This is a genomic window from Pseudomonas guariconensis (assembly GCF_015680235.1).
In the GTDB taxonomy this organism is placed as follows: domain Bacteria; phylum Pseudomonadota; class Gammaproteobacteria; order Pseudomonadales; family Pseudomonadaceae; genus Aquipseudomonas; species Aquipseudomonas guariconensis_A.
Map to the genome: position 1 here is coordinate 1 of NZ_JADLJL010000046.1, position 22,281 is coordinate 22,281.

21 protein-coding genes and 1 pseudogene are annotated in these 22,281 nt (G+C 64.0%); 13 read left to right on the forward strand and 9 right to left on the reverse strand.

Annotation, left to right across the window (positions count from 1 at the left end):
- Positions 1-296: 296 nt before the first annotated feature.
- Positions 297-707, reverse strand: a complete 411-nt coding sequence (locus IRZ56_RS21425) for a VOC family protein (RefSeq protein WP_196146776.1) — start codon at positions 705-707, stop codon at positions 297-299.
- An 87-nt stretch (positions 708-794) separates the two neighbouring features.
- On the reverse strand, positions 795-1,721 hold the full coding sequence (locus IRZ56_RS21430; RefSeq protein WP_196146777.1) for an alpha/beta fold hydrolase: 927 nt from the start codon (positions 1,719-1,721) through the stop codon (positions 795-797).
- Between the two features lie 194 nt (positions 1,722-1,915).
- Here IRZ56_RS21430 and IRZ56_RS21435 point away from each other — a divergent pair, with 194 nt between their 5' ends.
- The gene (locus tag IRZ56_RS21435) at positions 1,916-2,650 is read left to right on the forward strand and encodes a dermonecrotic toxin domain-containing protein (RefSeq protein ID WP_196146778.1); all 735 of its coding nucleotides are present in this window, start codon (positions 1,916-1,918) and stop codon (positions 2,648-2,650) included.
- 4 nt (positions 2,651-2,654) lie between these two features.
- Here IRZ56_RS21435 and IRZ56_RS21440 read toward each other — a convergent pair whose 3' ends face one another.
- On the reverse strand, positions 2,655-5,159 hold the full coding sequence (locus tag IRZ56_RS21440) for a UvrD-helicase domain-containing protein (protein ID WP_196146779.1): 2,505 nt from the start codon (positions 5,157-5,159) through the stop codon (positions 2,655-2,657).
- Positions 5,160-5,344: 185 nt separating this feature from the next.
- Between IRZ56_RS21440 and IRZ56_RS21445 the strand changes: the two genes are divergently transcribed.
- Positions 5,345-6,043, forward strand: coding sequence for a pirin family protein (locus IRZ56_RS21445; RefSeq protein WP_196146780.1), 699 nt, complete (start codon positions 5,345-5,347; stop codon positions 6,041-6,043).
- Between the two features lie 42 nt (positions 6,044-6,085).
- Here IRZ56_RS21445 and IRZ56_RS21450 read toward each other — a convergent pair whose 3' ends face one another.
- Both IRZ56_RS21450 and IRZ56_RS21455 read right to left on the reverse strand, forming a co-directional pair.
- On the reverse strand, positions 6,086-6,961 hold the full coding sequence (locus tag IRZ56_RS21450) for an alpha/beta fold hydrolase (RefSeq protein WP_196146781.1): 876 nt from the start codon (positions 6,959-6,961) through the stop codon (positions 6,086-6,088).
- Between the two features lie 21 nt (positions 6,962-6,982).
- Positions 6,983-7,603, reverse strand: coding sequence for a LysE family translocator (locus IRZ56_RS21455; RefSeq protein ID WP_196146782.1), 621 nt, complete (start codon positions 7,601-7,603; stop codon positions 6,983-6,985).
- 146 nt (positions 7,604-7,749) lie between these two features.
- On the opposite strand from IRZ56_RS21455, the gene IRZ56_RS21460 reads away from it, so the two are divergent.
- The 4 genes from IRZ56_RS21460 (at position 7,750) to IRZ56_RS21475 (ending at position 14,339) form a co-directional block, all read left to right on the forward strand.
- The gene (locus tag IRZ56_RS21460) at positions 7,750-8,229 is read left to right on the forward strand and encodes a GNAT family N-acetyltransferase (RefSeq protein ID WP_196146783.1); all 480 of its coding nucleotides are present in this window, start codon (positions 7,750-7,752) and stop codon (positions 8,227-8,229) included.
- Between the two features lie 264 nt (positions 8,230-8,493).
- Complete coding sequence (mexE, locus tag IRZ56_RS21465; RefSeq protein ID WP_196146784.1) at positions 8,494-9,735, forward strand: multidrug efflux RND transporter periplasmic adaptor subunit MexE; 1,242 nt, start codon at positions 8,494-8,496, stop codon at positions 9,733-9,735.
- A 12-nt stretch (positions 9,736-9,747) separates the two neighbouring features.
- Entirely contained in the window at positions 9,748-12,927 is a 3,180-nt protein-coding gene (locus IRZ56_RS21470) for an efflux RND transporter permease subunit (protein WP_196146785.1), read from the forward strand.
- Positions 12,924-14,339 carry an efflux transporter outer membrane subunit gene (locus tag IRZ56_RS21475; protein ID WP_196146786.1) on the forward strand — a complete coding sequence of 472 codons (1,416 nt, stop codon included), beginning with the start codon at positions 12,924-12,926 and terminating at the stop codon, positions 14,337-14,339. The genes IRZ56_RS21470 and IRZ56_RS21475 overlap by 4 nt, the downstream gene beginning before the upstream one ends.
- Before the next feature lie 162 nt (positions 14,340-14,501).
- On the opposite strand, the gene IRZ56_RS21480 is transcribed toward IRZ56_RS21475, so the two are convergent.
- Positions 14,502-15,488 carry a bile acid:sodium symporter family protein gene (locus tag IRZ56_RS21480; protein WP_196146787.1) on the reverse strand — a complete coding sequence of 329 codons (987 nt, stop codon included), beginning with the start codon at positions 15,486-15,488 and terminating at the stop codon, positions 14,502-14,504.
- Between the two features lie 80 nt (positions 15,489-15,568).
- Between IRZ56_RS21480 and IRZ56_RS21485 the strand changes: the two genes are divergently transcribed.
- The 4 genes from IRZ56_RS21485 (at position 15,569) to IRZ56_RS21500 (ending at position 18,672) form a co-directional block, all read left to right on the forward strand.
- Positions 15,569-16,363 carry a helix-turn-helix transcriptional regulator gene (locus IRZ56_RS21485; RefSeq protein WP_328312021.1) on the forward strand — a complete coding sequence of 265 codons (795 nt, stop codon included), beginning with the start codon at positions 15,569-15,571 and terminating at the stop codon, positions 16,361-16,363.
- Between the two features lie 21 nt (positions 16,364-16,384).
- Positions 16,385-17,530 (forward strand): class C beta-lactamase, encoded by a 1,146-nt coding sequence (gene ampC / locus IRZ56_RS21490; RefSeq protein WP_196146788.1) that lies wholly within the window; start codon positions 16,385-16,387, stop codon positions 17,528-17,530.
- Between the two features lie 298 nt (positions 17,531-17,828).
- Positions 17,829-18,161: a hypothetical protein gene (locus tag IRZ56_RS21495; RefSeq protein WP_196146789.1), complete on the forward strand. Its 333-nt coding sequence runs from the start codon at positions 17,829-17,831 to the stop codon at positions 18,159-18,161.
- Positions 18,162-18,249: 88 nt separating this feature from the next.
- Positions 18,250-18,672, forward strand: a complete 423-nt coding sequence (locus IRZ56_RS21500) for a group II truncated hemoglobin (RefSeq protein WP_196146790.1) — start codon at positions 18,250-18,252, stop codon at positions 18,670-18,672.
- Here IRZ56_RS21500 and IRZ56_RS21505 read toward each other — a convergent pair.
- The 3 genes from IRZ56_RS21505 to IRZ56_RS21515 all read right to left on the reverse strand — a co-directional run bounded on the left by IRZ56_RS21505 (position 18,663) and on the right by IRZ56_RS21515 (position 19,801).
- Positions 18,663-18,968 (reverse strand): hypothetical protein, encoded by a 306-nt coding sequence (locus tag IRZ56_RS21505; protein WP_196146791.1) that lies wholly within the window; start codon positions 18,966-18,968, stop codon positions 18,663-18,665. The two genes, IRZ56_RS21500 and IRZ56_RS21505, sit on opposite strands and share 10 nt — an antisense overlap.
- A gap of 188 nt (positions 18,969-19,156) precedes the next feature.
- Positions 19,157-19,345, reverse strand: coding sequence for a hypothetical protein (locus tag IRZ56_RS21510; protein ID WP_196146792.1), 189 nt, complete (start codon positions 19,343-19,345; stop codon positions 19,157-19,159).
- 135 nt (positions 19,346-19,480) lie between these two features.
- The gene (locus IRZ56_RS21515) at positions 19,481-19,801 is read right to left on the reverse strand and encodes a YbjQ family protein (protein ID WP_196146793.1); all 321 of its coding nucleotides are present in this window, start codon (positions 19,799-19,801) and stop codon (positions 19,481-19,483) included.
- Between the two features lie 147 nt (positions 19,802-19,948).
- Between IRZ56_RS21515 and IRZ56_RS21520 the strand changes: the two genes are divergently transcribed.
- The 3 genes and pseudogenes from IRZ56_RS21520 to IRZ56_RS21530 all read left to right on the forward strand — a co-directional run bounded on the left by IRZ56_RS21520 (position 19,949) and on the right by IRZ56_RS21530 (position 22,273).
- On the forward strand, positions 19,949-21,004 hold the full coding sequence (locus tag IRZ56_RS21520; protein WP_196146794.1) for a tetratricopeptide repeat protein: 1,056 nt from the start codon (positions 19,949-19,951) through the stop codon (positions 21,002-21,004).
- 225 nt (positions 21,005-21,229) lie between these two features.
- Positions 21,230-21,451 (forward strand): annotated as a pseudogene (locus tag IRZ56_RS21525) (response regulator); the annotation flags it as partial.
- 132 nt (positions 21,452-21,583) lie between these two features.
- Positions 21,584-22,273 (forward strand): type 1 glutamine amidotransferase domain-containing protein, encoded by a 690-nt coding sequence (locus IRZ56_RS21530; RefSeq protein ID WP_196146795.1) that lies wholly within the window; start codon positions 21,584-21,586, stop codon positions 22,271-22,273.
- Positions 22,274-22,281: the final 8 nt, after the last annotated feature.

A 22,281-nucleotide genomic window follows, 5' to 3' on the forward strand; every position in this document is an offset into this window, starting at 1 on the left:
ATTTATCGACTGCATTGAAATAGCGAAATATCCATTCGCCATGGCGGCGCTCACTCACCTTTTCGCCTTTACGGCGACCTACTTTTGCTCTAGGGCAAAAGAAGGCAAAGGCCGGTCGGTTATATTTGGGACATTCCATCGGGGCCATGCAGCCACCGCGGGACAAGCCCGTTCCTACAGAATCACGCAAACTTTTGCCAATGGCAGATTCTTGTTGGAACAGCGATGCGGCGGTCCGACTTGCCCGCGATTGGCCGGGCCCGATATCACCGTTGCCCTTATCGCAGGACAAATTCTCAGGATACCGGCCCCTTGAGCTCGACCTGGTTTCCATCGGGATCGAAGCAGTAAAGCGAAGGTCCCTCCCCCTCGGCCCCGTAGCGTTTCTCCGCAGGCTCCACGGTGACGCCCGCCGCTTGTAGGTAGCCGACCAAGGCGTGCTCGTCGAAGGGTTCGATACGCAGGCAGAAATGATGCAGGTTATGCCCCTGCCCGCTCGGTGCCGGGCCGCCCGGACGCCCTAGCGGCCCATCGAGGCTCACCAGGTCGATCATGGCCGTGCCCGCCGCCAGATGCACCATGCCCAGGTCTGCCCGCGTTCGGCTCACCTGGCAACCGAGCAGGTCGCGGTAGAAGGCGATGCTGCGGTCCAGGTCTTGGACTCGCAGAACAATATGATCGATGTGCTGGATCACGAACGGTGGCATGCCGCAGCTCCTTCGGGCGACCAAAGAAAAGGTACGTGGGCAACATAACCCATCCCCAGGTGCGCCGACAGCCCCCGTTTCGCTTGGCTACTCGTTGACCAGGCGCTGCAACTGGCCATGGTCATGGGTGGCCAGCACCCGCAGGATCAGGTCGACCAAGGTGCGGTCAGGGCCTTCCAGGTGGAAATGATGGCCCCCCGGGTGCCAGGTGACCCGGGCTTGGCCAGGCAGGGCCCCTTGCCGCGGCTCGAAGCCATCCCCGGCGAAGGCGCCTTGGCGCCCGAGCATCAGGTACAGCGGGCAGGCGATCTGCCTGAGCAGGTCGCAGGCTTCGCGCTCGGTCAAGGGCATGGGTTCGGGCAGCACCAGGCGAGGGTCGTGGCGCCAGCAATAGCCCTCGCCCACCTGCAACAGGTCGCGCTGGGCCAACAGCCGTGCGGCATCGGCGGACAAATGGCCATCGAGCCGGTTGCGCCGCTGCGTGAGCGCGGTATCGAGGTCGTCGAACTGGCAACCACCAGGCTCGGCGAAGCCTTGCAAACGGCTCCGCCGGACCAGGCGCTTGAGGCGATAGGCCCGGGCCAGGTGTGACACGCGATCGTCCTCGGCGACCGTGAACGGCGCGCCCATGCCATCGAGGAAGATCATGCTGGCGATGCTGCTGGTCAGTGCCGCCAGCAGAGAAGCGATGCCGGTACCCATGCCATGGGCCAAGACATGAAAATGCCCAAGGCCAAGGCTTTCGACCACGGCCAGCATGTCTTCGGCGTGCTCCCACAGGTAATAGCCGCTGTCGTCACGGCGGTGGTCAGAACGGCCGTGGCCGGCAAGGTCCGGGGCGATCACGAAGCACCCGTCGAGCAGAGGGGCCAATCGGTCGAATGAAGCGGCGTTATCCAGCCAGCCGTGCAATGCGAGCACCGGAATGCCATCTTCCGGGCCCCAGCAACGCACGGCAATCTCGACGCCATCGAGGTCTAGCAGGTGATCCTTGGGACTGCACTGCGAACGCATGAACTCTCTCCCTTGGCTATGGCCTGGCGCCAGGGCACAGGCCGGTAGCCTACCTTGGCCCAGCGGGCCGCAGCACGCTGCCCCGTCACCGACGGCAACGTGTGCGACACCGACCCATGGCGTTAACCGGCTACAACCTAGCCGGGCGTTCAATGGCGCCAGATTAGCGCTTCACTCATGCAGGAGCGCGAACCATGCCCCCTCTCCCTCCCTTTCATCAAAGGCAGATCGAACGCACGTTGCCAGCCTGGAGCAAGGAGTTGCATCCAGACCACGCCCGTCAGGTGGTGCAGCGCCTGCGCAAGGATTACCTCGACGAACGAGGCAAGCCCTATGCGTGGTACGCCGAGGCGGACGATACCGATCAACGCGCCATAGACCGTGCCATCGATGTGCGCGACCGTAGCCGACGGGCCTTGCAGCAGGCGCTCGCCGGCCTCAAGGGCATCACCGAGTTCTGCCGCCCGCTGTTGGGTAGCGATGTCGTGGTAGACAAGGCGCAATATGTCTACCAGCCGTTCGAACTGGAGCAACCAGGCCCGACGCTGCAACCTGCTACCACCCGGCCGACCGAGCCGTACCAGGTAATCCCGAAGGGCGAGCCACAACTCAGAAGCTTGCTGGAGGCAGCGCTGCACAATTTCCATGATGATGTCGAGCCGGGTCGCCTAAGCCGGCTTCAGCGCTCACGCACGGACCCGTTTCCGGTAACCGGGCTGACCCTGAAGACGTTCATTGCATACAGCCGCGCCCTGGACCTGGGGCAGCGCTACCAGGAGCATTTGCAAAGCGTTTACCAAGGCGCCGAACACGAGCAGCTCAAGGCCCTGGCGTGCCAGGCATATCAAAGCCTCCGAGACCAGCAACAGGAGACTGAAAAAGGCCTGTTGCTGAGCCTTACCCAGCGGGTGCAGCAACAGGCCGCCTGACCGGCTAGCGGCCGCGCAGGTCTTCGAAGAAGGCCTGCCGGCCTGCCACCTGGGCAGAGGCCCTGGCCAGCCCGGCACCTTCGCCATTGGCCGGCTCGACATGCCAATAGCAGTGCCTGATCGCCCGGGTCACCGCCACGTACGCAAGGCGCTGCACTTCTTCCTTTTGCGCCGTGTCGAAGGGCTGGGCGTCACCTGCTCGCCCCAGGCCTGCGAGGCGGTAGACCTGGTTCTTGTAGGGCGAACGGGTCAAGTATTGGCAATCACCGAGCATGAACACCGCGTCGGCCTGCAACCCCTTGGCGCTGTGGTAGGTCAGCTGGCGCAGCCGGCGCTGTTCGGGCGGCAGGCTGGAATCTGCCTTGTACAAAGACGAAAGGTGCTGATCGATCAGTGCCTTATCGGCACTTTTACGGAACAGCATCATTACCGTTTCCCCGCGCTGGTAATGCTCCATCAAGGTTTGCGCCAGGGCGGCCTCGTCACGCTCGAATACCTTCACCGGCGATAGGGGAAGGTCGGCAGCAGCCCCACTGGCCTTGGCCTTCTTGCCGGCAATGGCCGGAGCACCTTTGACCAGGTGCTCGGCGGCATCGATGATGTGCTGCTGGCTACGGTAGTTTTCCACCAACATCACGCGGGTATTGGCCGGCGACGGGAAGGCCTGGGTGAACGTCATGAAGTACTTCGGCGAACTGCCCCGCCAACCGTAGATCGACTGCCAGTCGTCGCCCACACACAGCAGTGAACTGTGCCCGGCGTTGCGCCCGGTATGCATGGCCGGGCCACGCCTGCGGATCTCGGCCAGGCTCGCGCGCAACCAGCTGACGATCTGCGGGGAGACGTCCTGGAACTCGTCGATCATCAAGTGCGCCAGCGGGCGCAGCAGTGGGTCGGGCAAAAGGCGCAGGTTTTCCGGGTTGTTTTCGCCGAACAGAGCGAACATGCGGTTGTAGGTCATGACCGGTGGTGACTGGGCCAGCAGGTGCGCTTCGAAGGCTTTCCAGTACAGCGCCAAGGCTTCGAAGAACAACGCATCGCTGTCATCCGGCGGGAAGCTCATGGCGGCCACGGCGCTGTTCACCTCCAGGCCAAGATTCTCGATGAAGCTGGCGGCACTGACGAATGCATCGAGCAACGGCGCCGGCGCCAGCTCACCCTTGACCTTGTATTCGAAGCCCGGCCCGGCGACAGCATCGCCAGCCAAGGTAGCGGCAAGCCGCTTCGCCGCCGAGTAGTTTTCCAGCCATATCAAAGGTTTGTCGCAGAAAGCTTGAAACAGGGTGCGCTTGACCGCCCATTCCGCGCGTACCCCGAGCTTGGCGCCCGGGCGTTGGTACTGGGCGCTTTCGGACGGGTCGAAGCCCAGCACCACCCAGGCATCCAGCCCTGCAAGGCGGCCATGCACATGGAAGCGGCTGCCCCGGATCTGCACAGTATCGCGGCACGGCTCGATGCCCTTGATCGGCCAGGCGCCGGCGGCGAACCACAGGTCCTCGATCACATCGCACAGTTCTTCGTCGCGCTGGGCCGCCAGCTGGGTCACCTGCACACGCTTCTGCACATCGGGGTGGTCCGGGTCCAGGGGCTTGAGCTGCAGGGCTTCGCGCCGCAAAGCACCGATCAGCTCGGCGAAGCGTGGGTTGCCTTGCAGCAGGTCGCGATAGCACAGGTTCAACTGCTGGCGCTGGGCATCGTTCAGACGCAGGTCGAACGGGTTGCCCTCGGCATTGGCCTCGCCACCGGCCGGCAGTTCCTGGCCCAGGGTCTCGAAGGCGCGCAACTGGCCGAAGCCCGGCAGGCTGCGCACCAGCGGCAGGATGCGCGAATGAAAGGTACGCACCAGTTCGCGGGCCTGGGCGGGCTGCAGGTCGAGCTGCCAGAGCGCGAACACCTGCACCAGGCGCTTGATGAAGTCCTTGCGCGATTCGCGGGTGAAGGTCACCACCGTCATGGCATCGAGCTCGTAGCCTAGGTAATGGCGCAACAGCAGGATGCGCAGCACCAGCGAGGTCGACTTCCCCGCACCCGCGCCGGCCACCACGCAAGTGGACGGGGTATCGCTGAAGATCAACTTCCACTGCGCGGCGCTGGGTTGGGCCTGGGCAGGCAAGCGCTGGGCCACGTCGGCCTTGAAGCGCTTTTTCAATTCGGCGGTCAACGGCAGGCGCCAGTCGTCGAACAGCTTGTCGTCCTGGCCGGGGACCCCGGCGGCGTCAGGGCGAACGTCGCGGATCACCAGCACCTGGCGCCCGGCTTCGTAGCCCTCGACCCGGCCACGCTCGTAGCCTTCGCGCATACCATCGGCATGGCCACTGCGCTGGCCGGTTGCGTGACCGAGGAACCAGGAGTCGCGGTGCTGCGCTTGCAGGCGGGTCAGGCCCCGGCCCAACAGGCGGGCGGCCAAGCGGCGAAACCAGGGCAGTTGGGCCGGCGGCGCCAGGTCCGCAGGGGCTTGGGGATGCTCGTGAGGCACGGTCACTCCATTGAGAATCGAATCAGCGGGCATGTTCACCCCATCTGCGAAAAATCGCCAGCGAATGCTTTCAGATCATGGAATTAGGCGATGAATCGCAGGTTTTACCCAAAGAAAAGCTATCTAATTAACAAATCAAAACAAGCCGATATTTACGCTTATTTTCGATCTTTTTTTGACGCATCATGGCCCCATCAACCGATTCAAGGAGCACGACCATGCTGCAACTGCGACCGTTCGAAAGCCTGGGCCATGCCAACCACGGCTGGCTCGATGCCCACCATCACTTCTCGTTCGCCGAGTACTACGACCCGGCGCGCATGAGCTGGGGCAACCTGCGCGTCTGGAACGACGACCTGATCGCCGCTGGCGGTGGTTTCCCGCCGCACCCGCACCGGGACATGGAAATCATCACCTATGTGCGTGAAGGCGCGATCACCCACCAGGACAGCCTAGGCAACAAAGGCCGTACCGAGGCGGGCGACGTCCAGGTAATGAGCGCGGGTACTGGCATCGTGCACAGCGAATACAACCAGGAGAAGGTCGACACGCGGATCTTCCAGATCTGGATCATGCCTGAGCGGGTCGGCGAAGCGCCGTCCTGGGGTACCCGGCCCTTCCCCAAGGGGGAGCGCGGCGAAGGTTTCGTGACCCTGGCCAGCGGCCGGCCCGGCGATGAAGACAGCCTGCACATCCGCACCGATGCACGCCTGGTAGCGGCGACCCTGCGTGCCGGAGAAAGCGCCGAATATCGCTTCGACGCGGGGCGCCGCGGTTACCTGGTGCCGGCCAAGGGGCTGGTGGAGGTCAACGGCCTGCGGGCCAAAGCCCAAGACGGTGTGGCCATCGAGCAGGAGCAGGTGTTGCAGGTGACGGCCGTCGAGGACAGCGAGATCGTCCTGGTCGATGTGGCCTGACGTGGCCTAGCCTGCGCAAGCCCCATAGCCCATGCAAACCCGTCAACGGGCGAGCAGCCAGGTCGCCACCTGCTCTGCCGCGCCCGCTGGGTCCTCCTGCATGAAACAGTGCCCGCCGGGCACCTGCCGAGCGCTCACATGGGGATTGAGCGCCGCCAGCCGCTGTACCGAATGGGGAACGAACGGATAGGTGCGCTCGCCATACAGAATGGATGTCGGCACCTTGATCTGCAGAAGGTGCGCCCACATCCGCTCAGGGAACGAGCTGAAGATTTCCGCCTCCCGGCTGGGCCGACACTTGAGCACCACGCCTTCGCCACACTCGCCCACGGCATGCTCCACATAGGCCTGCAATGCTGCCTCGCTCCAACCCTTGAAAATACCCCGGCCATGCAGCGATGCCGTTACCGCCTCGCGGTCGGGCCAATGGCTTCGCCGGGTCGCGGCCTTGCGTGCCAAGGTGTGACGACGGTGCAACCCGACCAATGCAGCCACGCCCATCACGCCGAGCATGCGCCGGCTGAACAACACCGGGTCAAGCAGCACGGCGCGGCTGAACAGGTGCGGCTCGCTGGCCAGGATCAACCCGGTCAGTACACCGCCAAAGCTGTGGCCCACCGCAACGCGCGGCACGTCCCCATACTCGCCACGCCCGGCCTCGAAGGCCTCGACGGCCAGGGCGGCGCTGCGGTTCCAGCCCCGGAACGCCCCGCCATGGTCGCTGTCGCCATGGCCTTGCACATCACTGAGCCACAGGTCGAAGTGCTCGCCCAGCGTCATTAGCATGGGCTGATAGGCCAGACTGCAGAACCCGTTGCCATGCAGGAAATGCAGCAACGGCCGCCCGCTGGCCGGTGACCGCCAGCCACGCAGGGTGAAACCTTCGGAGCTTTCATGGGACCAGGGAATCAACTGCATCGCTTTGCTGTACTCGTTGGTCTAGGAAAACGTCGATTCTACAAACAGCAGCGGGTACAACGAAATCACCAGCAACAGGGCCATCAGGACATTGAACAGCATCAGCCAGCGAGGGTTCTGCAGGAAGTTGCGCAATGCACTGCCGAACATCACCCAGATTCCGACGCTGGGCAGGTTGACCAGGGCGAACAAGGCGGCGATGACGATCACGTTGAGCACATAGCCCTGGGCCGGCGTGTAGGTGGTGATTGCCCCCACCGCCATCACCCAGGCCTTGGGGTTGACCCACTGAAATGCCGCCGCGCCCCAGAACCCCAAGGGTTTGCCCGCGCCCTTGGCATCACCGGACATCGGGCCGGAAGTGGCGATCTTCCACGCCAGGTACAACAAGTAGGCCGCGCCGACATAGCGCAGGATGGTGTACAGCGGCGGCCAGGCCTTGAACAGCTCGCCCAGGCCGAAGCCCACCGCCAGCACCATCACCATGAAACCGATGCTGATGCCCAGGGCGTGGGGAATGGAACGGCGCACGCCGAAGTTGACCCCCGAGGCGAGCAGCATGGTGTTGTTCGGCCCCGGCGTGATCGAGGACACGAAGGCGAAGAGCACGAAGGCGGTGAGCAGATCGATGGATCCAAGCATGGCGGGCTTCCACAAGGGGTTGTTGTGTTGTCACACTAGCCGAGCGATTTTCGCTGCAACCCGTACAGTTAAGTTAAATTGCACCGATACACATGACTGTATCGGTTTGAAATGCCCTGCCCTGCACCTTCAAGGAAGCCCGAAACATGAGCCTGACCATTCGCCCCGCCGTACGCGCCGACGCTGCGCAGATCCTTGCATTCATCACCGAGCTCGCCGACTACGAGCGCGCCCGCCACGAAGTGGTGGCGAGCCAGGGCGACATCGAGCACAGCCTGTTCGATGAAGGCAGCACGGTGCACAGCCTGATCTGCGAACGCGATGGCCAGGCGATCGGCTTTGCCGTGTATTTCTACAGCTATTCCACCTGGCTGGGCCGCAACGGTATCTACCTGGAGGACCTGTACATCACCCCGGAGCAACGCGGCGATGGTGCTGGCCGCCAACTGCTGCGCCACATCGCCCGCGAGGCCGTGGCCAAGGGTTGCGGTCGCCTGGAATGGAGCGTGCTGGACTGGAACGAGCCGGCGATCGGCTTCTATGAGTCCCTGGGGGCCGAGCCTCAGGATGAGTGGATTCGCTACCGGCTCGATGGCGAGCGACTGGCCCGGTTTGCCCAGGGCTAGATATTTACGGGACCCTGCCCTACCTGCGGGGGGCTTGTCCCGCGATTGACCGACTCCGGTAACGAGGCTGCAAGGCAAGGGCTTCGCCCTTGATCGCGGGGCGAGCCCGCTTCTACAAAGGAATCGCAGGCATCATGCGTTCCCATCGATGACGCAGCCCGACATATCATTCCGCTTGATAATAACCTTCGCCCCATTCGATTCGTTCCCCGCGCGCAAGACTCGCAGAATCCGCCCACTATCCAATTATTGGCGGAGTTCTCCATGGAACAATCATTCAAACCCTTGCGCTTTCCGCTCGCTGCCTTGGCAGTGATGGTGATCGCCGCTTGTGGACGAACCCCGGAAGCCGTGCAGGCGCCCGCCGCACCCAAGGTCAGCGTAGCCAAGGTGATCGAGCAGCCGATCAACGAATGGGACGAATTCACAGGTCGCCTGGAAGCCCCGGAAACCGTCGAGGTGCGCCCGCGCGTGTCGGGCCAGATCGACCGGGTGGCTTTCACCGAGGGCGCCCAGGTCAACAAAGGCGACCTGCTATTCCAGATCGACCCTCGCCCGTTCCAGGCCGAGGTCCGTCGTCTGGAGGCCCAACTGCAACAAGCCAAGGCCACTGCCATCCGCAGCGCCAACGAAGCGCGCCGCGGCGAGCGTCTGCGCGACAGCAACGCCATCTCCGCCGAGCTGGCTGAATCGCGCAGCAGCGCCGCTGCCGAAGCCCGTGCCGGGGTCGATGCGATCCAGGCCCAGCTCGACCTGGCCCGCCTGAACTTGAGCTTCACCCGGGTGACCGCGCCGATCAGCGGCCGTGTCAGCCGTGCCCAGTTCACCGCCGGCAACATCGTCACCGCCGATGTCACCCCGCTGACCTCGGTGGTGTCCACTGACAAGGTGTACGCCTACTTCGACGCCGACGAGCGCGTGTACCTCAAGTACACCCAGCTGGCCCGCGAAGGCCAGCGCGGCCAGAGCACCCCGGTGTACCTGGGCCTGACCAACGAAACCGGCAACCCACACCTGGGCCAGATGAACTTCGTCGACAACCAGGTCAACCCGCGCACCGGCACCATCCGTGGCCGCGCCGTGTTCGACAACCGTGACGGCCGCTTCACCCCAGGCCTGTACGCCCGCCTGAAACTGGTCGGCAGCGCCAAATACGACGCGGTGCTGATCAACGACGAAGCCGTGGGGACCGACCTTGGCAAGAAGTTCGTGCTGGTCATGGACAAAGACAACAAGGCCGCCTACCGCGCCGTGGAGCTGGGACCCAAACTGGAAGGACTGCGCATCGTGCGCAGCGGCCTGAGCAAGGATGACCGCATCGTGGTCAAGGGCCTGCAACGCGTACGCCCTGGTTCTGCGGTAACGCCCGAGGAAACCCCGATGGCCAGCGAGGAAACCCTCGCCACTCTGGCTCGCCAGCGCCAGGCCCTGGAGGCCAGCAACCCGACCCCGACAGTGGCCGGTTCCAACGACAAAGTCGCTAGTGCCCAGGCACCTCGCGGTTAAGGATCGATGCCGATGAACTTCTCCAAATTCTTCATCACACGGCCGATTTTCGCCGCCGTGCTGTCGCTCGTGTTGCTGATTGCAGGCTCCATCGCACTGTTCCAGCTGCCGATCAGCGAATACCCCGAAGTGGTACCGCCCACCGTGGTGGTGCGCGCCAACTTCCCTGGCGCCAACCCCAAGGTGATCGGCGAAACCGTGGCCGCGCCCCTTGAGCAGGCCATCACCGGCGTCGAGAACATGCTGTACATGTCCTCGCAGTCGACCGCCGACGGCAAGCTGACCCTGACCATCACCTTCGCCCTGGGTACCGACCTCGACAACGCCCAGGTGCAGGTGCAAAACCGCGTCACCCGTACCCAGCCCAAGCTGCCGGAGGAAGTGACGCGTATCGGTATCACCGTCGACAAGGCTTCGCCCGACCTGACCATGGTCGTGCACCTGACCTCGCCGGACAACCGCTACGACATGCTCTACCTCTCCAACTACGCGATCCTCAACATCAAGGATGAACTGGCACGCCTGGGCGGCGTAGGCGATGTGCAGCTGTTCGGCATGGGCGACTACTCCCTGCGGGTGTGGCTGGACCCGAACAAGACCGCCTCACGCAACCTGACCGCCAGCGACGTGGTGGCGGCCATCCGCGAACAGAACCGCCAGGTCGCCGCCGGCCAGCTGGGCGCACCGCCCGCCCCGGGCTCGACCAGCTTCCAGCTGTCGATCAACACCCAGGGCCGCCTGGTCAACGAGGAAGAGTTCGAGAACATCATCATCCGCGCCGGCGACAACGGCGAGATCACCCGCTTGAAGGACATCGCCCGGGTGGAACTGGGTTCGAGCCAGTACGCCCTGCGTTCGCTGCTCAACAACCAGCCGGCCGTGGCGATCCCGATCTTCCAGCGCCCAGGCTCCAATGCCATCGAAATCTCCGATGAAGTACGGGCAAAGATGGCCGAGCTGAAGAAGGACTTCCCCGAAGGCATGGACTACAGCATCGTCTATGACCCGACGGTGTTCGTGCGCGGCTCCATCGAAGCAGTGGTGCATACCCTGTTCGAGGCGCTGGTGCTCGTCGTCCTGGTGGTGATCCTGTTCCTGCAAACCTGGCGCGCCTCGATCATCCCGTTGATGGCGGTGCCGGTGTCGTTGATCGGTACCTTCGCAGTGATGCACCTGTTCGGCTTCTCGCTCAATGCGCTGTCGCTGTTCGGCCTGGTGCTGGCCATCGGTATCGTGGTGGACGACGCCATCGTCGTGGTGGAAAACGTCGAGCGCAACATCGGCCTTGGCTTAAAGCCGCTGGAGGCGACGCAAAAGGCCATGAGCGAAGTGACCGGGCCGATCATCGCCACGGCCCTGGTGCTGTGCGCCGTATTCGTTCCTGCGGCGTTCATCTCCGGGTTGACCGGGCAGTTCTACAAGCAGTTCGCCTTGACCATCGCCATCTCGACCGTGATCTCGGCGTTCAACTCGCTGACCCTGTCGCCGGCCCTGGCCGCGGTATTGCTCAAGGACCACCATGCGCCCAAGGACCGTTTCTCGCTGCTGCTGGAAAAGCTGCTGGGCAGTTGGCTGTTCGCCCCGTTCAACCGCTTCTTCGACCGCGCCAGCCATGGCTACGTCGGCGGCGTACGTCGGGTCATCCGCTCCAGTGGCATCGCGCTGTTCGTCTATGCCGGGCTGATGGGCCTGACTTACTTGGGCTTCTCGTCCACCCCGACCGGTTTCGTGCCGGCCCAGGACAAGCAGTACCTGGTGGCCTTCGCCCAGTTGCCTGACGCCGCGAGCCTGGACCGCACCGAGGCGGTGATCAAGAAGATGAGCCAGATCGCCCTGGAGCAGCCGGGCGTGGCCGATTCGGTGGCCTTCCCGGGCCTGTCGATCAACGGCTTCACCAACAGCCCCAACAGCGGCATCGTGTTCACCCCGCTCAAGCCGTTCGACGAACGCAAGGACCCAAGCCAGTCGGCCGCGGCCATCGCCGCCGCGCTCAACGCCAAGTTCGCCGACATCCAGGACGCCTATATCGCGATCTTCCCGCCACCGCCAGTACAAGGCCTGGGCACCATCGGCGGTTTCCGCCTGCAGATCGAGGACCGCGGCAACCTGGGCTACGAGGCGCTGTACAAGGAAACCCAGAACATCATCGCCAAGAGCCATGGCGTGCCGGAGCTGGCAGGCCTGTTCACCAGCTATCAGGTCAACGTGCCACAGGTCGATGCCGCCATCGACCGGGAAAAGGCCAAGACCCACGGCGTGGCCATCAACGATATCTTCGAAACGCTGCAGATCTACCTGGGCTCGTTGTACACCAACGACTTCAACCGCTTCGGCCGTACCTACCAGGTCAACGTCCAGGCCGAGCAGCAGTTCCGCCTCGACGCCGAACAGATCGGCCAGCTGAAGGTGCGCAACAAACTGGGCGAGATGATTCCGCTGGCGACCTTCCTGAAGGTCAGCGACACCTCCGGCCCAGACCGGGTGATGCACTACAACGGCTTCATCACTGCCGAGATCAACGGTGGCGCAGCGCCCGGCTATAGCTCCGGCCAGGCCGAAGCCGCCATGGAGAAACTGCTCAAGCAGGAGTTGCCCAACGGCATGACCTTCGAATGGACCGACCTGACCTACCAGCAGATCCTGGCAGGCAATACCGCCCTGTTCGTCTTCCCGCTGTGCGTGCTGCTGGCCTTCCTGGTGCTGGCGGCTCAGTACGAAAGCTGGAGCCTGCCGCTGGCAGTGATCCTGATCGTGCCGATGACCCTGCTCTCGGCGATCACCGGTGTGATCATCTCGGGGGGTGACAACAACATCTTCACCCAGATCGGCTTGATCGTACTGGTGGGCCTGGCGTGCAAGAACGCCATCCTCATCGTCGAGTTCGCCAAGGACAAGCAGGCCGAGGGCCTCGACCCGCTGGCCGCGGTGCTGGAAGCTTGCCGCCTGCGCTTGCGGCCGATCCTGATGACCTCGATCGCCTTCATCATGGGTGTGGTGCCGCTGGTGTTCTCCTCCGGCGCCGGTGCCGAGATGCGCCATGCCATGGGCGTGGCGGTGTTCAGCGGGATGATCGGCGTGACGGTGTTCGGCCTGTTCCTGACCCCGGTGTTCTTCTTCCTGATCCGCCGTTTCGTCGAACGTCGCCAGGCCCGCAAGGCCGAGCGCGCGCCCTCGCTGGAGAGCCATGCATGAACCTGCTCAAACCTCTGACCCCGAGCCTGCTGGCACTGGCACTGGCGGCCTGTGCGGTGGGTCCGGACTACCAGGCACCGCTCACCGAGCCTGCGCACCTGGACGCCGACATGCAGGCCAAGGCCTTCGACCGTAGCCGCTTCGAAAGTGTGTGGTGGAAGCAGTTCGACGACCCGGTGCTCAACCAACTGGTGCAAGCCTCGTTGGACGGCAACCGCGACCTGCGCGTGGCCTTCGCCCGCCTCAAGTCGGCGCGGGCGATCCGCGAGGATGCGCAGAACGACCAGCTGCCGGTGGTCACCAGCCGCGCCAGCAGCGACATCGGCAAAGGCCAGATCCCAGGCCAGACCGAGCGCCGGGTCAACAGCGAACGCTACGACCTGGGCCTGGACATGGCCTGGGAGCTGGACCTGTTCGGCCGGATCCAGCGGCAAATCGAGGCCAGCGAAGCGCAGGAGGCCGCCGCCGCGGCCGATCTGCAGCAATTGCAGGTCAGCCTGATCGCAGAATTGGTCGATGCCTATGGCCAACTGCGCGGTGCCCAACTGCGCGAGAAGATCGCCCTGGCCAACCTCAAGACCCAGCAGGAATCGCGCAGCATCACCGAGACCTTGCGCGATGCCGGCGTGGGCAACGAGCTGGACGTGGTACGCGCCGATGCCCGCCTCGCCGCAGTGGAGGCAACGGTGCCGCAGTTGCAGGCCGAACAGGTGCGGGCGCGCAACCGTATCGCCACCCTGCTTGGCCAGCGGCCGGACGCATTGAGTGTCGACCTCTCGCCCAAGGCGTTGCCGGCCATCGCCAAGGCCTTGCCGGTGGGCGACCCGGGCGAGCTGCTGCGCCGGCGCCCGGACATCCGCAGCGCCGAACGCCAGTTGGCGGCGGCCACGGCGAATGTGGGCGTGGCCACCGCCGACCTGTTCCCGCGGGTGAGCCTGAGTGGGTTCCTGGGCTTTACCGCAGCGCGCGGTTCGCAGATCGGCTCGTCGGCGGCCAATGCCTGGGCGCTGGGCCCGAGCATCACCTGGGCGGCATTCGACCTGGGCAGCGTGCGGGCTCGCCTGCGCGGGGCCAAGGCCGATGCCGAAGGGGCCCTGGCCAACTATGAGCAGCAGGTCTTGCTGGCACTGGAAGAGTCCTCCAATGCCTTCAGCGACTATGGCAAGCGCCAGCAACGCCTGTTGGCCTTGATGCGCCAGAGCGATGCGAGCCGCAAGGCGGCCGACCTGGCGTCGGTTCGCTACCGGGAAGGAACGGTGGATTACCTTGTGCTGCTCGATGCCGAGCGCGAGCGGCTGAGCGCCGAGGATGCGCAGGCGCAGGGCGAGGTCGAGCTGTACCAGGGCATCGTGGCGATCTACAAGGCCCTGGGCGGTGGTTGGCAGCCGGAGACGGTAGCCAACGCCCACTGACCTTTCGAGACTCCTTTGGTTGGATCCTCCCCCAACCGTTTGCCCCGCTTGCCATTGGCTCGCGGGGCTTTTTTTGTCTGAAGCGGCTGGGAAGGCTACGCCTTCGTTGCACGCGGTGTCCTGTAGGAGCGGACGCGAAAGGGCTGCCAAGCAGCCCCCCCTTCAAGACACCACCGAAGCCCCTCCGACCTCCCGCGCTGCGTACTTCTGCGCCAACACTGCACACACCATCAACTGGATCTGGTGGAACAACATCAACGGCAGGATCATCGCCCCGATGCCCCCACCCACGAACAATACTTGCGCCATGGGTACGCCTGTCGCCAGGCTCTTCTTCGAGCCGGCGAATAGGATGGTGATCCGGTCCTCCAGGCTGAACCCCAGCGCCCGCCCCAGCAACCGCGTGCCGAACAACACCGCCGCCAACAACACACCACAGACGACGAACAATCCCGCCAGGTGCTGCGGCGACACCGTGTGCCACAGCCCCGTCACCACGGCGTCGCTGAATGCCGTGTAGACCACCAGCAGGATCGACCCCTGGTCGACGATCTTCAGCCAGCGCGCATTACGTTGCACCCACGCGCCGATCCAGCGCCGAGCCAGCTGCCCTGCCACGAACGGCACCAGCAGCTGCAAAGTGATCTTGAGCACCGCATCGAGCCCCGAGCCCGTCTCGCCTTCGGCCCCCAACAGCAGCATCACCAGCACAGGCGTCAGGAAGATACCCAGCAGGCTCGAGGCCGCCGCGCTGCAGATCGCCGCCGGGATGTTGCCACGGGCCAGCGACGTGAAGGCGATCGCCGATTGCACCGTGGCCGGCAGGGCGCACAGGTACAGCACCCCCAGGTACAGCTCGTTGCCTACCAGCGGCACGAACAGCGGCTTGAACGCCAGGCCCAGCAGCGGAAACATCACGAAGGTACAGGCGAACACCAGCAGGTGCAGCCGCCAGTGGCCAGCACCGGCAATGACCGCCTCACGTGACAGCTTGGCACCATGCAGAAAGAACAGCAGGCCGATGGCGAGGTTGGTCAGCCAGCCAAACACCACGGCCCCGACACCCGAGCACGGCAACAAGGTAGCGATCAACACCACCGCCAGCAGAGCAAGGGTAAAGTTGTCCAAGACTCTTCGCAGGTACTTCATTTCAATTTCCGTCTTGTAATTACGCAAAGGCTGACGATAAGGTCTGCCCTTCACAACCGCTAACGCCGGAATCCCCACCAGTGTCGCTGAACGGACACCCCGAGCCCCGGCTCGATCAGCTCGAGCGCCTGCCACGCCCGGTTTTCGGGCAAGCACAGAGCCTTCCCAACATCGCCTTGGGTTATCGTCACCAGCATCCTTGGGGCCAGTTGTCCCATGCTCGTCAAGGAATCTTGCGCGTGTATACACCGCAAGGGCTCTACCTGGTGCCTCCCCAGCGGGCCGTATGGATCGCCGCGCAGGTTCCCCATCGGGTGGCGTGCGAGGCCGATACCTGTATTCGCAGCCTGTACATCGAGCCCAGCGCCCTGCCCTGGCCTGACGCCGCCTGCCGGGTAGTGGCGGTCGAGCCCCTGCTTGGCGAACTGATCCAGGCGTTTTCGCAATTGCCGGCAGCCTACGACGAACAAGGCGCCGATGGGCGGATGGTGCAGGTCTTGCTCGACCGCCTGGCCTGCGCCCGGGAAGAGCCCTTGCTGCTGCCCCTGCCCCATGATCGCCAATTGCGCCGGATATGCCGCCGCCTGCAGGCCACCCCCGATGACCCGCGCAGCCTGGCCGAATGGGCCGTGCGCCTAGGCGTGTCGGAAAAGACCCTGAGCCGGCGCTTTCTGCGCGAAACGGGCCTGACGTTCCGCCTGTGGCGCCAGCGCGTACGCCTGCTCAGCGCCTTTCCGGCCCTGGAGCGCGGCGAGCGCGTCACCGACGTGGCGCTGGCCTGCGGCTATGCCTCGCTGTCGGCGTTCATCGCCGCCTTCGGTGAGCACTTCGGCCAATCGCCTGGCGAATTCCTGCGCCGCAACCATTTTTCCTGAACGTTGAAAAGGACCCGCATCATGTTCACCGCCCGCTTCTGCAGCCTTGCCTTCGCCTTTGGCCTGGCCTCTGCTACCACCCCAAGCCTGGCTGCCTCCCTGCAGGCCCAGGTCGATGGCATCATCGCGCCGTTGATGCGCGAACACGACATCGCTGGCATGGCCGTGGCGGTGATCGCCGATGGCAAGGAGCACTACTTCACCTACGGCGTGGCCAGCAAGGCCGATGGGCAGCCGGTGACCCGCCAGACGCTGTTCGAAGTCGGTTCGCTGAGCAAGACCTACACCGCCACCCTCGTCGCCCAGGCCAATGCCGAAGGTAAACTCGACCTGGATGCGCCCGCCAAGCGCTACCAGCCTGCGCTGGGCGGAACACCACTGGGCGAGGCCAGTGTGCTCGAGTTCGGAGCCTACAGTGCCGATTGCCTGCCGCTGCAGTTCCCCGACCAGGTACAGACCGCCGAACAGGTCCTGGCCTTCTATCAGCAATGGCGGCCACGCACCCAGCGCGGCACCCAACGTTGCTACTCCAACCCGAGCCTGGGCCTGTTCGGTGAACTGGCCGCGCGTGCCCAGGGCAAACCCTTCGCCCAAGTGATGACCCAACGGCTGCTGCCGGGCCTGGGCCTGGCCCATACCTACCTCGTCGTGCCTAGCAAGGTCCGCGAACACTATGCCCAGGGCTATGACGCCAAAAACCAACCGGTGCGGGTCACTCTCGGGCCATTGGCCGACGAGGCCTATGGCATCAAGACCGACCTGACCGATGCGGCGCGCTACGTACACCTGCAACTGCGCTCCGGGCAACTCTCCCCCTCGCTGCAAAAAGCCATTGCCGTTACCCAGGCGGGTTACTTCACGGTCGGCCCCATGACCCAAGGCCTGGGCTGGGAACGCTACCCGTACCCAGTTGCCCTGGACACCCTGCTCAAGGGCAACAGCTCGGCCATGGCCCTGCAACCCCAGCCGACCCTACGGCTCAAACCTGCCCTGCCCACCGAACCTGCGGCCTGGTACAACAAGACCGGTTCGACCGGGGGCTTCGGCGCCTATTACGCATTCGTGCCGAGCGAGGGCCTGGGCATCGTCCTGCTGGCCAATCGCAACTACCCTAACGAAGCGCGCGTGCGCGCGGCCTACCAGATCCTCTCGAACCTGGAGCGCTGAAAACCGCACGCCGACAGGATTGTCAGACAAAAATGTAGTGCTAGAAAATATTCACTACAAAACGGTTGACGCCGTCGAACGGCCTTGGGCATGATGAGGCCGTCTCCCTGATCGGGAGCGGTGGCAAGGGTGTTCCAGACGGCCTGCGCGGTAACGCAGGCCGTCCGTGGAGAGGGAAACTGTCCAAAAGGCAGCGTGAGAAAGCCCCTGTTGCGATGCTGCTGTAGCAGCCTTGGTAGTGCGCTACATGCCGTGGCGCCAAGTGTGAAATCACTAACTGACGGGTAATGGGGGCTTTATGATGAATTTGAACAACAATCCGACGATCGACCAATTGGCCCAGCTGTTCGCCGCGCGCAAGGACAGCCTCGACGACCACCTGCTGTGGGTCAGCCAGACCGGCGAGGTACGCCTTGACCGCCTGCCGCCCAACACGGTCGAGGATGAATTCGAAACGCACATGCCCAGCATGCGCGCCCGCTTCAAGGTCTATCGCCGTGGCCAGGGCTACGTCGGCAAGAAGGCCGCCGCCGATACCGAATTCGTCGGCCGCGTCCTGCAGACCCTGCAACAAGAATGGCCTACCGTCCGTGAGCGGCAGGCAGTCAAGGTGATCGACCCACTGAACTGAGTTGTACACCGCACTTGAGCCCGGCCCCCAAGGTCGGGCTTTTTCATGCCTGTTATAATGCCCGCCCCTGTTCCTGCGGAGCCGCTCGATGACTACCCCCGCCTATGGCACCGGCGATGCCTCTTACCAGGCCGCTGGCGGCATCGAAGGTCTGCGCCGCCTGGTCGACGACTTCTACCGGCTGATGGATGAACGCCCGGAAGCGGCCAGCGTGCGGCAGATGCACCCGGACGATCTGCAAGGCTCGCGCGACAAGCTGGCCTGTTTCCTCAGTGGCTGGCTCGGCGGGCCACGCCTGTATGGCGAGCGTTATGGTTCGATCGCCATCCCGGCCTTTCATGCCCAATGGCCGATCGATGAAGTGCAGGCCAGCCTCTGGCTGGCCTGCATGGCCGACGCCATCGCCCTGCAACCTTGGGCTCCAGAATTTGCCGAATACCTGTTGCGCCAGTTGCGGGTACCGGCCGAACGCATCGTCCAGGCCAGCCGCAACCGCCGGGCTCAGGCCTGACGGCGACGGGTTGGCCGGGCCGGTAGGGCTAAGGCGCCGGTCGCCAGCGCCCTGGCCCGTTCCACGCCGCTGGCCAGGGCACGGGTCATGGTCTCGCCAGGCCGGGCCGGATGGTACTCCTCCACCAGGGCTTTGCCTTCGCGGGTATACAGCCCGAGAAACAGCTGCGTGGTGCCTTGCCTTGAAAGGCGAACCTGGACATCGAGGGTGGTACCGTCACTGAGCACTTCATCATGGCAACGCGCATGCAGATTGGCATCGGCCCATTGCCAATAGGTTTCTTCCCTGACGCGCATGGTCTATCTCCTTGTGCTGAAGTCCGCGCAAGAAAAGCACAACCTCCCCCCTTCGGCGAGGGTCACCTGCCAATGCCATGAGCAAGATCAACGAATACGAATAAAAAAGCACCGTCGGGTGTGACGCACTTCACGGGCAGCGCTCATGAAAAAGGGCTGCAAAAGCAGCCCCTAAACCGCATTACAGGTCATTTTCTAAAGGGGATACGCGGGGTGAAACGCCCCTTCTTGCTGCGCTGCAGGTGCGCTGGGCGCAGTTGCTCCGATTCGTTCAAGGTCATGTTGGCGAAGCCCAGGCGCACAGCCGCCTGACCGCAACGGACCTGGCTATTGATCGGGAATGCGTCGTTCATATCTTCGAAAAAGGATTCGCTCATGCCCTAGTTCCCCGGTTGTCGGCCATGCCGGCAAGCAATATGCCTCCCTGGACAAGCGATGGCCCGCCGAATGAGACTAGCTAGTCATTTGCAGACCAGCCGGGCAAATGCATCACTGCCGACCAGCGGCACGCGCTACTTCAGGCGAACCGCCGTGCCGGTGGCGAACACCACGACCATGCCTCCCTGGACGGACGGCATACTGATTTCGAAGTCCACGCCTACCACCGCATCGGCATGCAATTGACGCGCACGCGCCTTGAGTTCCTCGGTGGCCTGCTCGCGAGCCTCACGCAGGGCGCTTTCCAGGGTCTGCGAACGCCCTCCGAAGAAGTCGCGGAAACGGGCGAAGAAGTCCCGCACGAAGTTGATGCCCTGCACCGATTCGGCGCTGACCACACCCAGGTATTCGGCAACCGGGCGGCCTTCGAGCTGGCTGGTGGTGGTGATGATCATCGATCGGCTCCCTCGCCTTGCTAAAAAGGCCGATCTTAACAGACCACGCCACCGACCTTGCTACAGCATCCGCAGCCCAGGCAGCCCCGTTGCATTTGCCGCCCACCTGCCCCAAGCTCTGCCCTTCCCGCTGTCACGGACCGCCCGATGCCCAACCACCGCCGTTACCTGGTCGCCCTGCTGCTGCTGATCCTGGTGTCGGGTGTGGCCGGCTACCTGTGGCACGACGACCAACCCGCAGCGCCCGCCCAACCTCCACACAGCTACGCCAAGGCCTTGCGCCAGGCGCACAACGGCGAGCCTGGCGCGGCGCGGGTGCTCTATCAGCAGTTGCAGCGCGACGACCTGCCGGCGATCCGTCGCGCCGCACTGTATGCCGAACTGCCCAACTACCCCTCGCCGCAGGCGCTGAAGCTGGCTCGCCAGGGTCTGGACCATGGCGACCCGCTGGTGCGCCGCGCCGCCATCGCCAGCGTTCGCAGGCTCTTGCAGCCCGCCCAGCGCAGCCTGGTGTTGGGCCCCTTGCTGGAAGACGACGAGCAGAGCGTACGCTTCGCCGCGGTCGACGCCCTGCTCGGGCTGGACCCGGACTCGATAGGCCTGTATTTCGGCCCCCTGCAGGATGCTCTGGAGCAGTATCAGCAGGCTTTGGAGGCGCAGCCAGAGGATGCCGCCGCACAGGTCCACCTGGCGCGCCTGTATCTGCACGAAGATGCCTATGAGCAGGCCGGAGCAGCCCTGCAACGCAGCCTGCGAACCGCCCCCGACGGGTTGGATGCGCTGGCCATGCAGGTGCGCCTGCTGGAACGCCAAGGGCAGCACGATGCCTCTCGACAAGTGCTGGCCAAGGCCTTGGCACTGCGGCCGGATTCCGCGTTCCTCCAGCATGAACTGGGGCTATGGCTGCTCCGCCATGAGCAACAGGAGTATGCCTTGCTAGCCTTTTCCCGGGCCGTCGAACTGGAACCGGACAACACTGACTACCGCTATGTCCTGGCCGTGACCCTGCACGACCTGGACCAGGTCGATGCGGCCCAGAAGCAGTTGGAAACCGTGCTGGCTCGAGAGCCGGCCAACCGCCGTGCCCGCGTACTGCTGATCCGTTACTGGAAGGAGACCGGGCAATTGCAGAACGTCCAGGTCCTGTTGGCCGAGCTGGAACGGCAAAACCCCGACGACCCGCTACTGCAGCAAGGCTTGTAGGCGATTTGCCCATCCCACGTTGAACCCCTGCCTTTATCCCGTGGTCCAGTGGGTATCGACTGCCCACTGGCACAGGAGTGCTGCCTTGTCCGCTGCGTTGCCCCTGGACGAACGTGTGCTGATCCTGGCACCTTCGCAGATCGCTGCGCACCTCGCGCTTGCTGACAAGCGCGGGGCTCGCCTGCCTGTGCACCAGCGATGCCGCACGCCTCACAACCGATTGCCTCGATGGTCAGCGACGTCGGGCTTCCCGGCATGAATGGTCGACAGCTGGCGGAAATTGCACGCAAGCTACGGCCTGGCCTGCAGGTATTGTTCATCACCGGCTACGCCGAAACCGCCATGGCGCGGGACGATTTCCTCGCACCAGGCATGCAGGTGATCAGCAAGCCCTTCGAACTGAGCCAGTTACACACGCGCGTCGCGCAGATGCTCGGCGAATCATGATCGAGAGGGACGCTCTCCCAACCGTCCACCCACAGGCCCATGCATGGCTTTCCCGCCATGGACGGCTATGCTCATTAGGTTTTCCTCTGCCCCGGGGAATCCGGGCCCTTTCCAGGCATGTGGAGCACGGTCATGAGCAAGAAGATCCTGGTGGTGCTGACCAACACGGCAAAATACCCGACGCTAAAGCGGCCCACCGGCTTGTGGCTGGGCGAAGCAGTTCATTTCGTCGACACGGTGCAGAAGGCCGGCTATGCCGTTGACTATGTCAGCCCTGCCGGCGGCTATGTACCGATCGACCCCCACAGCCTGCAGATGGCACCCGAGCTTGACTGGCAATGGTATGACGACAAAGCCTTCATGAACCGCCTCGGCACAACCCTTGCCCCCACCCAGGTCAAGGTCGACCAGTACTGCGCGATCTACTACACCGGCGGCCATGGCGTGATCTGGGACTTTCCGGAAAACACCGGCCTGCAGGAACTGGCCCGGCGAATCTACGAGGCCGGCGGCGTAGTGGCGGCAGTGTGTCATGGAGCCGTCGGCCTGCTGAACATCAAGCTCAGCGACAACAGCCTGTTGGTCAGGGGACGCCAGGTCACTGGGTTTTCCAATACCGAAGAAAAGCTGGCAGAGCTGGACAATGTGGTGCCCTACCTCACGGAAAACGAGCTGGTGGCTCGCGGCGGCAGGTACAGCAAGCATGACGACCCCTGGGCCGGGTTCGTGGTCAGCGACGACCGGCTGATCACGGGGCAGAATCCAGCCTCAAGTGCCCTGGTGGCCGAGCAGGTACTGGCGCGCTTGAAGAAACCGGCATGACTCCCACA

What these genes read in the sequence shown, in the direction of transcription:
- IRZ56_RS21495 (WP_196146789.1), top strand. Translation starts at nt 17,829, where the DNA reads ATGATGAATTTGAACAACAATCCGACGATCGACCAATTGGCCCAGCTG.
- IRZ56_RS21430 (WP_196146777.1), bottom strand. Translation starts at nt 1,721, where the DNA reads ATGCGTTCGCAGTGCAGTCCCAAGGATCACCTGCTAGACCTCGATGGC.
- IRZ56_RS21500 (WP_196146790.1), top strand. Translation starts at nt 18,250, where the DNA reads ATGACTACCCCCGCCTATGGCACCGGCGATGCCTCTTACCAGGCCGCT.
- IRZ56_RS21445 (WP_196146780.1), top strand. Translation starts at nt 5,345, where the DNA reads ATGCTGCAACTGCGACCGTTCGAAAGCCTGGGCCATGCCAACCACGGC.
- IRZ56_RS21510 (WP_196146792.1), bottom strand. Translation starts at nt 19,345, where the DNA reads ATGAGCGAATCCTTTTTCGAAGATATGAACGACGCATTCCCGATCAAT.
- IRZ56_RS21530 (WP_196146795.1), top strand. Translation starts at nt 21,584, where the DNA reads ATGAGCAAGAAGATCCTGGTGGTGCTGACCAACACGGCAAAATACCCG.
- IRZ56_RS21475 (WP_196146786.1), top strand. Translation starts at nt 12,924, where the DNA reads ATGAACCTGCTCAAACCTCTGACCCCGAGCCTGCTGGCACTGGCACTG.
- IRZ56_RS21435 (WP_196146778.1), top strand. Translation starts at nt 1,916, where the DNA reads ATGCCCCCTCTCCCTCCCTTTCATCAAAGGCAGATCGAACGCACGTTG.
- ampC (WP_196146788.1), top strand. Translation starts at nt 16,385, where the DNA reads ATGTTCACCGCCCGCTTCTGCAGCCTTGCCTTCGCCTTTGGCCTGGCC.
- IRZ56_RS21470 (WP_196146785.1), top strand. Translation starts at nt 9,748, where the DNA reads ATGAACTTCTCCAAATTCTTCATCACACGGCCGATTTTCGCCGCCGTG.
- IRZ56_RS21480 (WP_196146787.1), bottom strand. Translation starts at nt 15,488, where the DNA reads ATGAAGTACCTGCGAAGAGTCTTGGACAACTTTACCCTTGCTCTGCTG.
- IRZ56_RS21455 (WP_196146782.1), bottom strand. Translation starts at nt 7,603, where the DNA reads ATGCTTGGATCCATCGATCTGCTCACCGCCTTCGTGCTCTTCGCCTTC.
- IRZ56_RS21450 (WP_196146781.1), bottom strand. Translation starts at nt 6,961, where the DNA reads ATGCAGTTGATTCCCTGGTCCCATGAAAGCTCCGAAGGTTTCACCCTG.
- IRZ56_RS21425 (WP_196146776.1), bottom strand. Translation starts at nt 707, where the DNA reads ATGCCACCGTTCGTGATCCAGCACATCGATCATATTGTTCTGCGAGTC.
- IRZ56_RS21460 (WP_196146783.1), top strand. Translation starts at nt 7,750, where the DNA reads ATGAGCCTGACCATTCGCCCCGCCGTACGCGCCGACGCTGCGCAGATC.
- IRZ56_RS21505 (WP_196146791.1), bottom strand. Translation starts at nt 18,968, where the DNA reads ATGCGCGTCAGGGAAGAAACCTATTGGCAATGGGCCGATGCCAATCTG.
- IRZ56_RS21515 (WP_196146793.1), bottom strand. Translation starts at nt 19,801, where the DNA reads ATGATCATCACCACCACCAGCCAGCTCGAAGGCCGCCCGGTTGCCGAA.
- IRZ56_RS21520 (WP_196146794.1), top strand. Translation starts at nt 19,949, where the DNA reads ATGCCCAACCACCGCCGTTACCTGGTCGCCCTGCTGCTGCTGATCCTG.
- IRZ56_RS21440 (WP_196146779.1), bottom strand. Translation starts at nt 5,159, where the DNA reads ATGCCCGCTGATTCGATTCTCAATGGAGTGACCGTGCCTCACGAGCAT.
- mexE (WP_196146784.1), top strand. Translation starts at nt 8,494, where the DNA reads ATGGAACAATCATTCAAACCCTTGCGCTTTCCGCTCGCTGCCTTGGCA.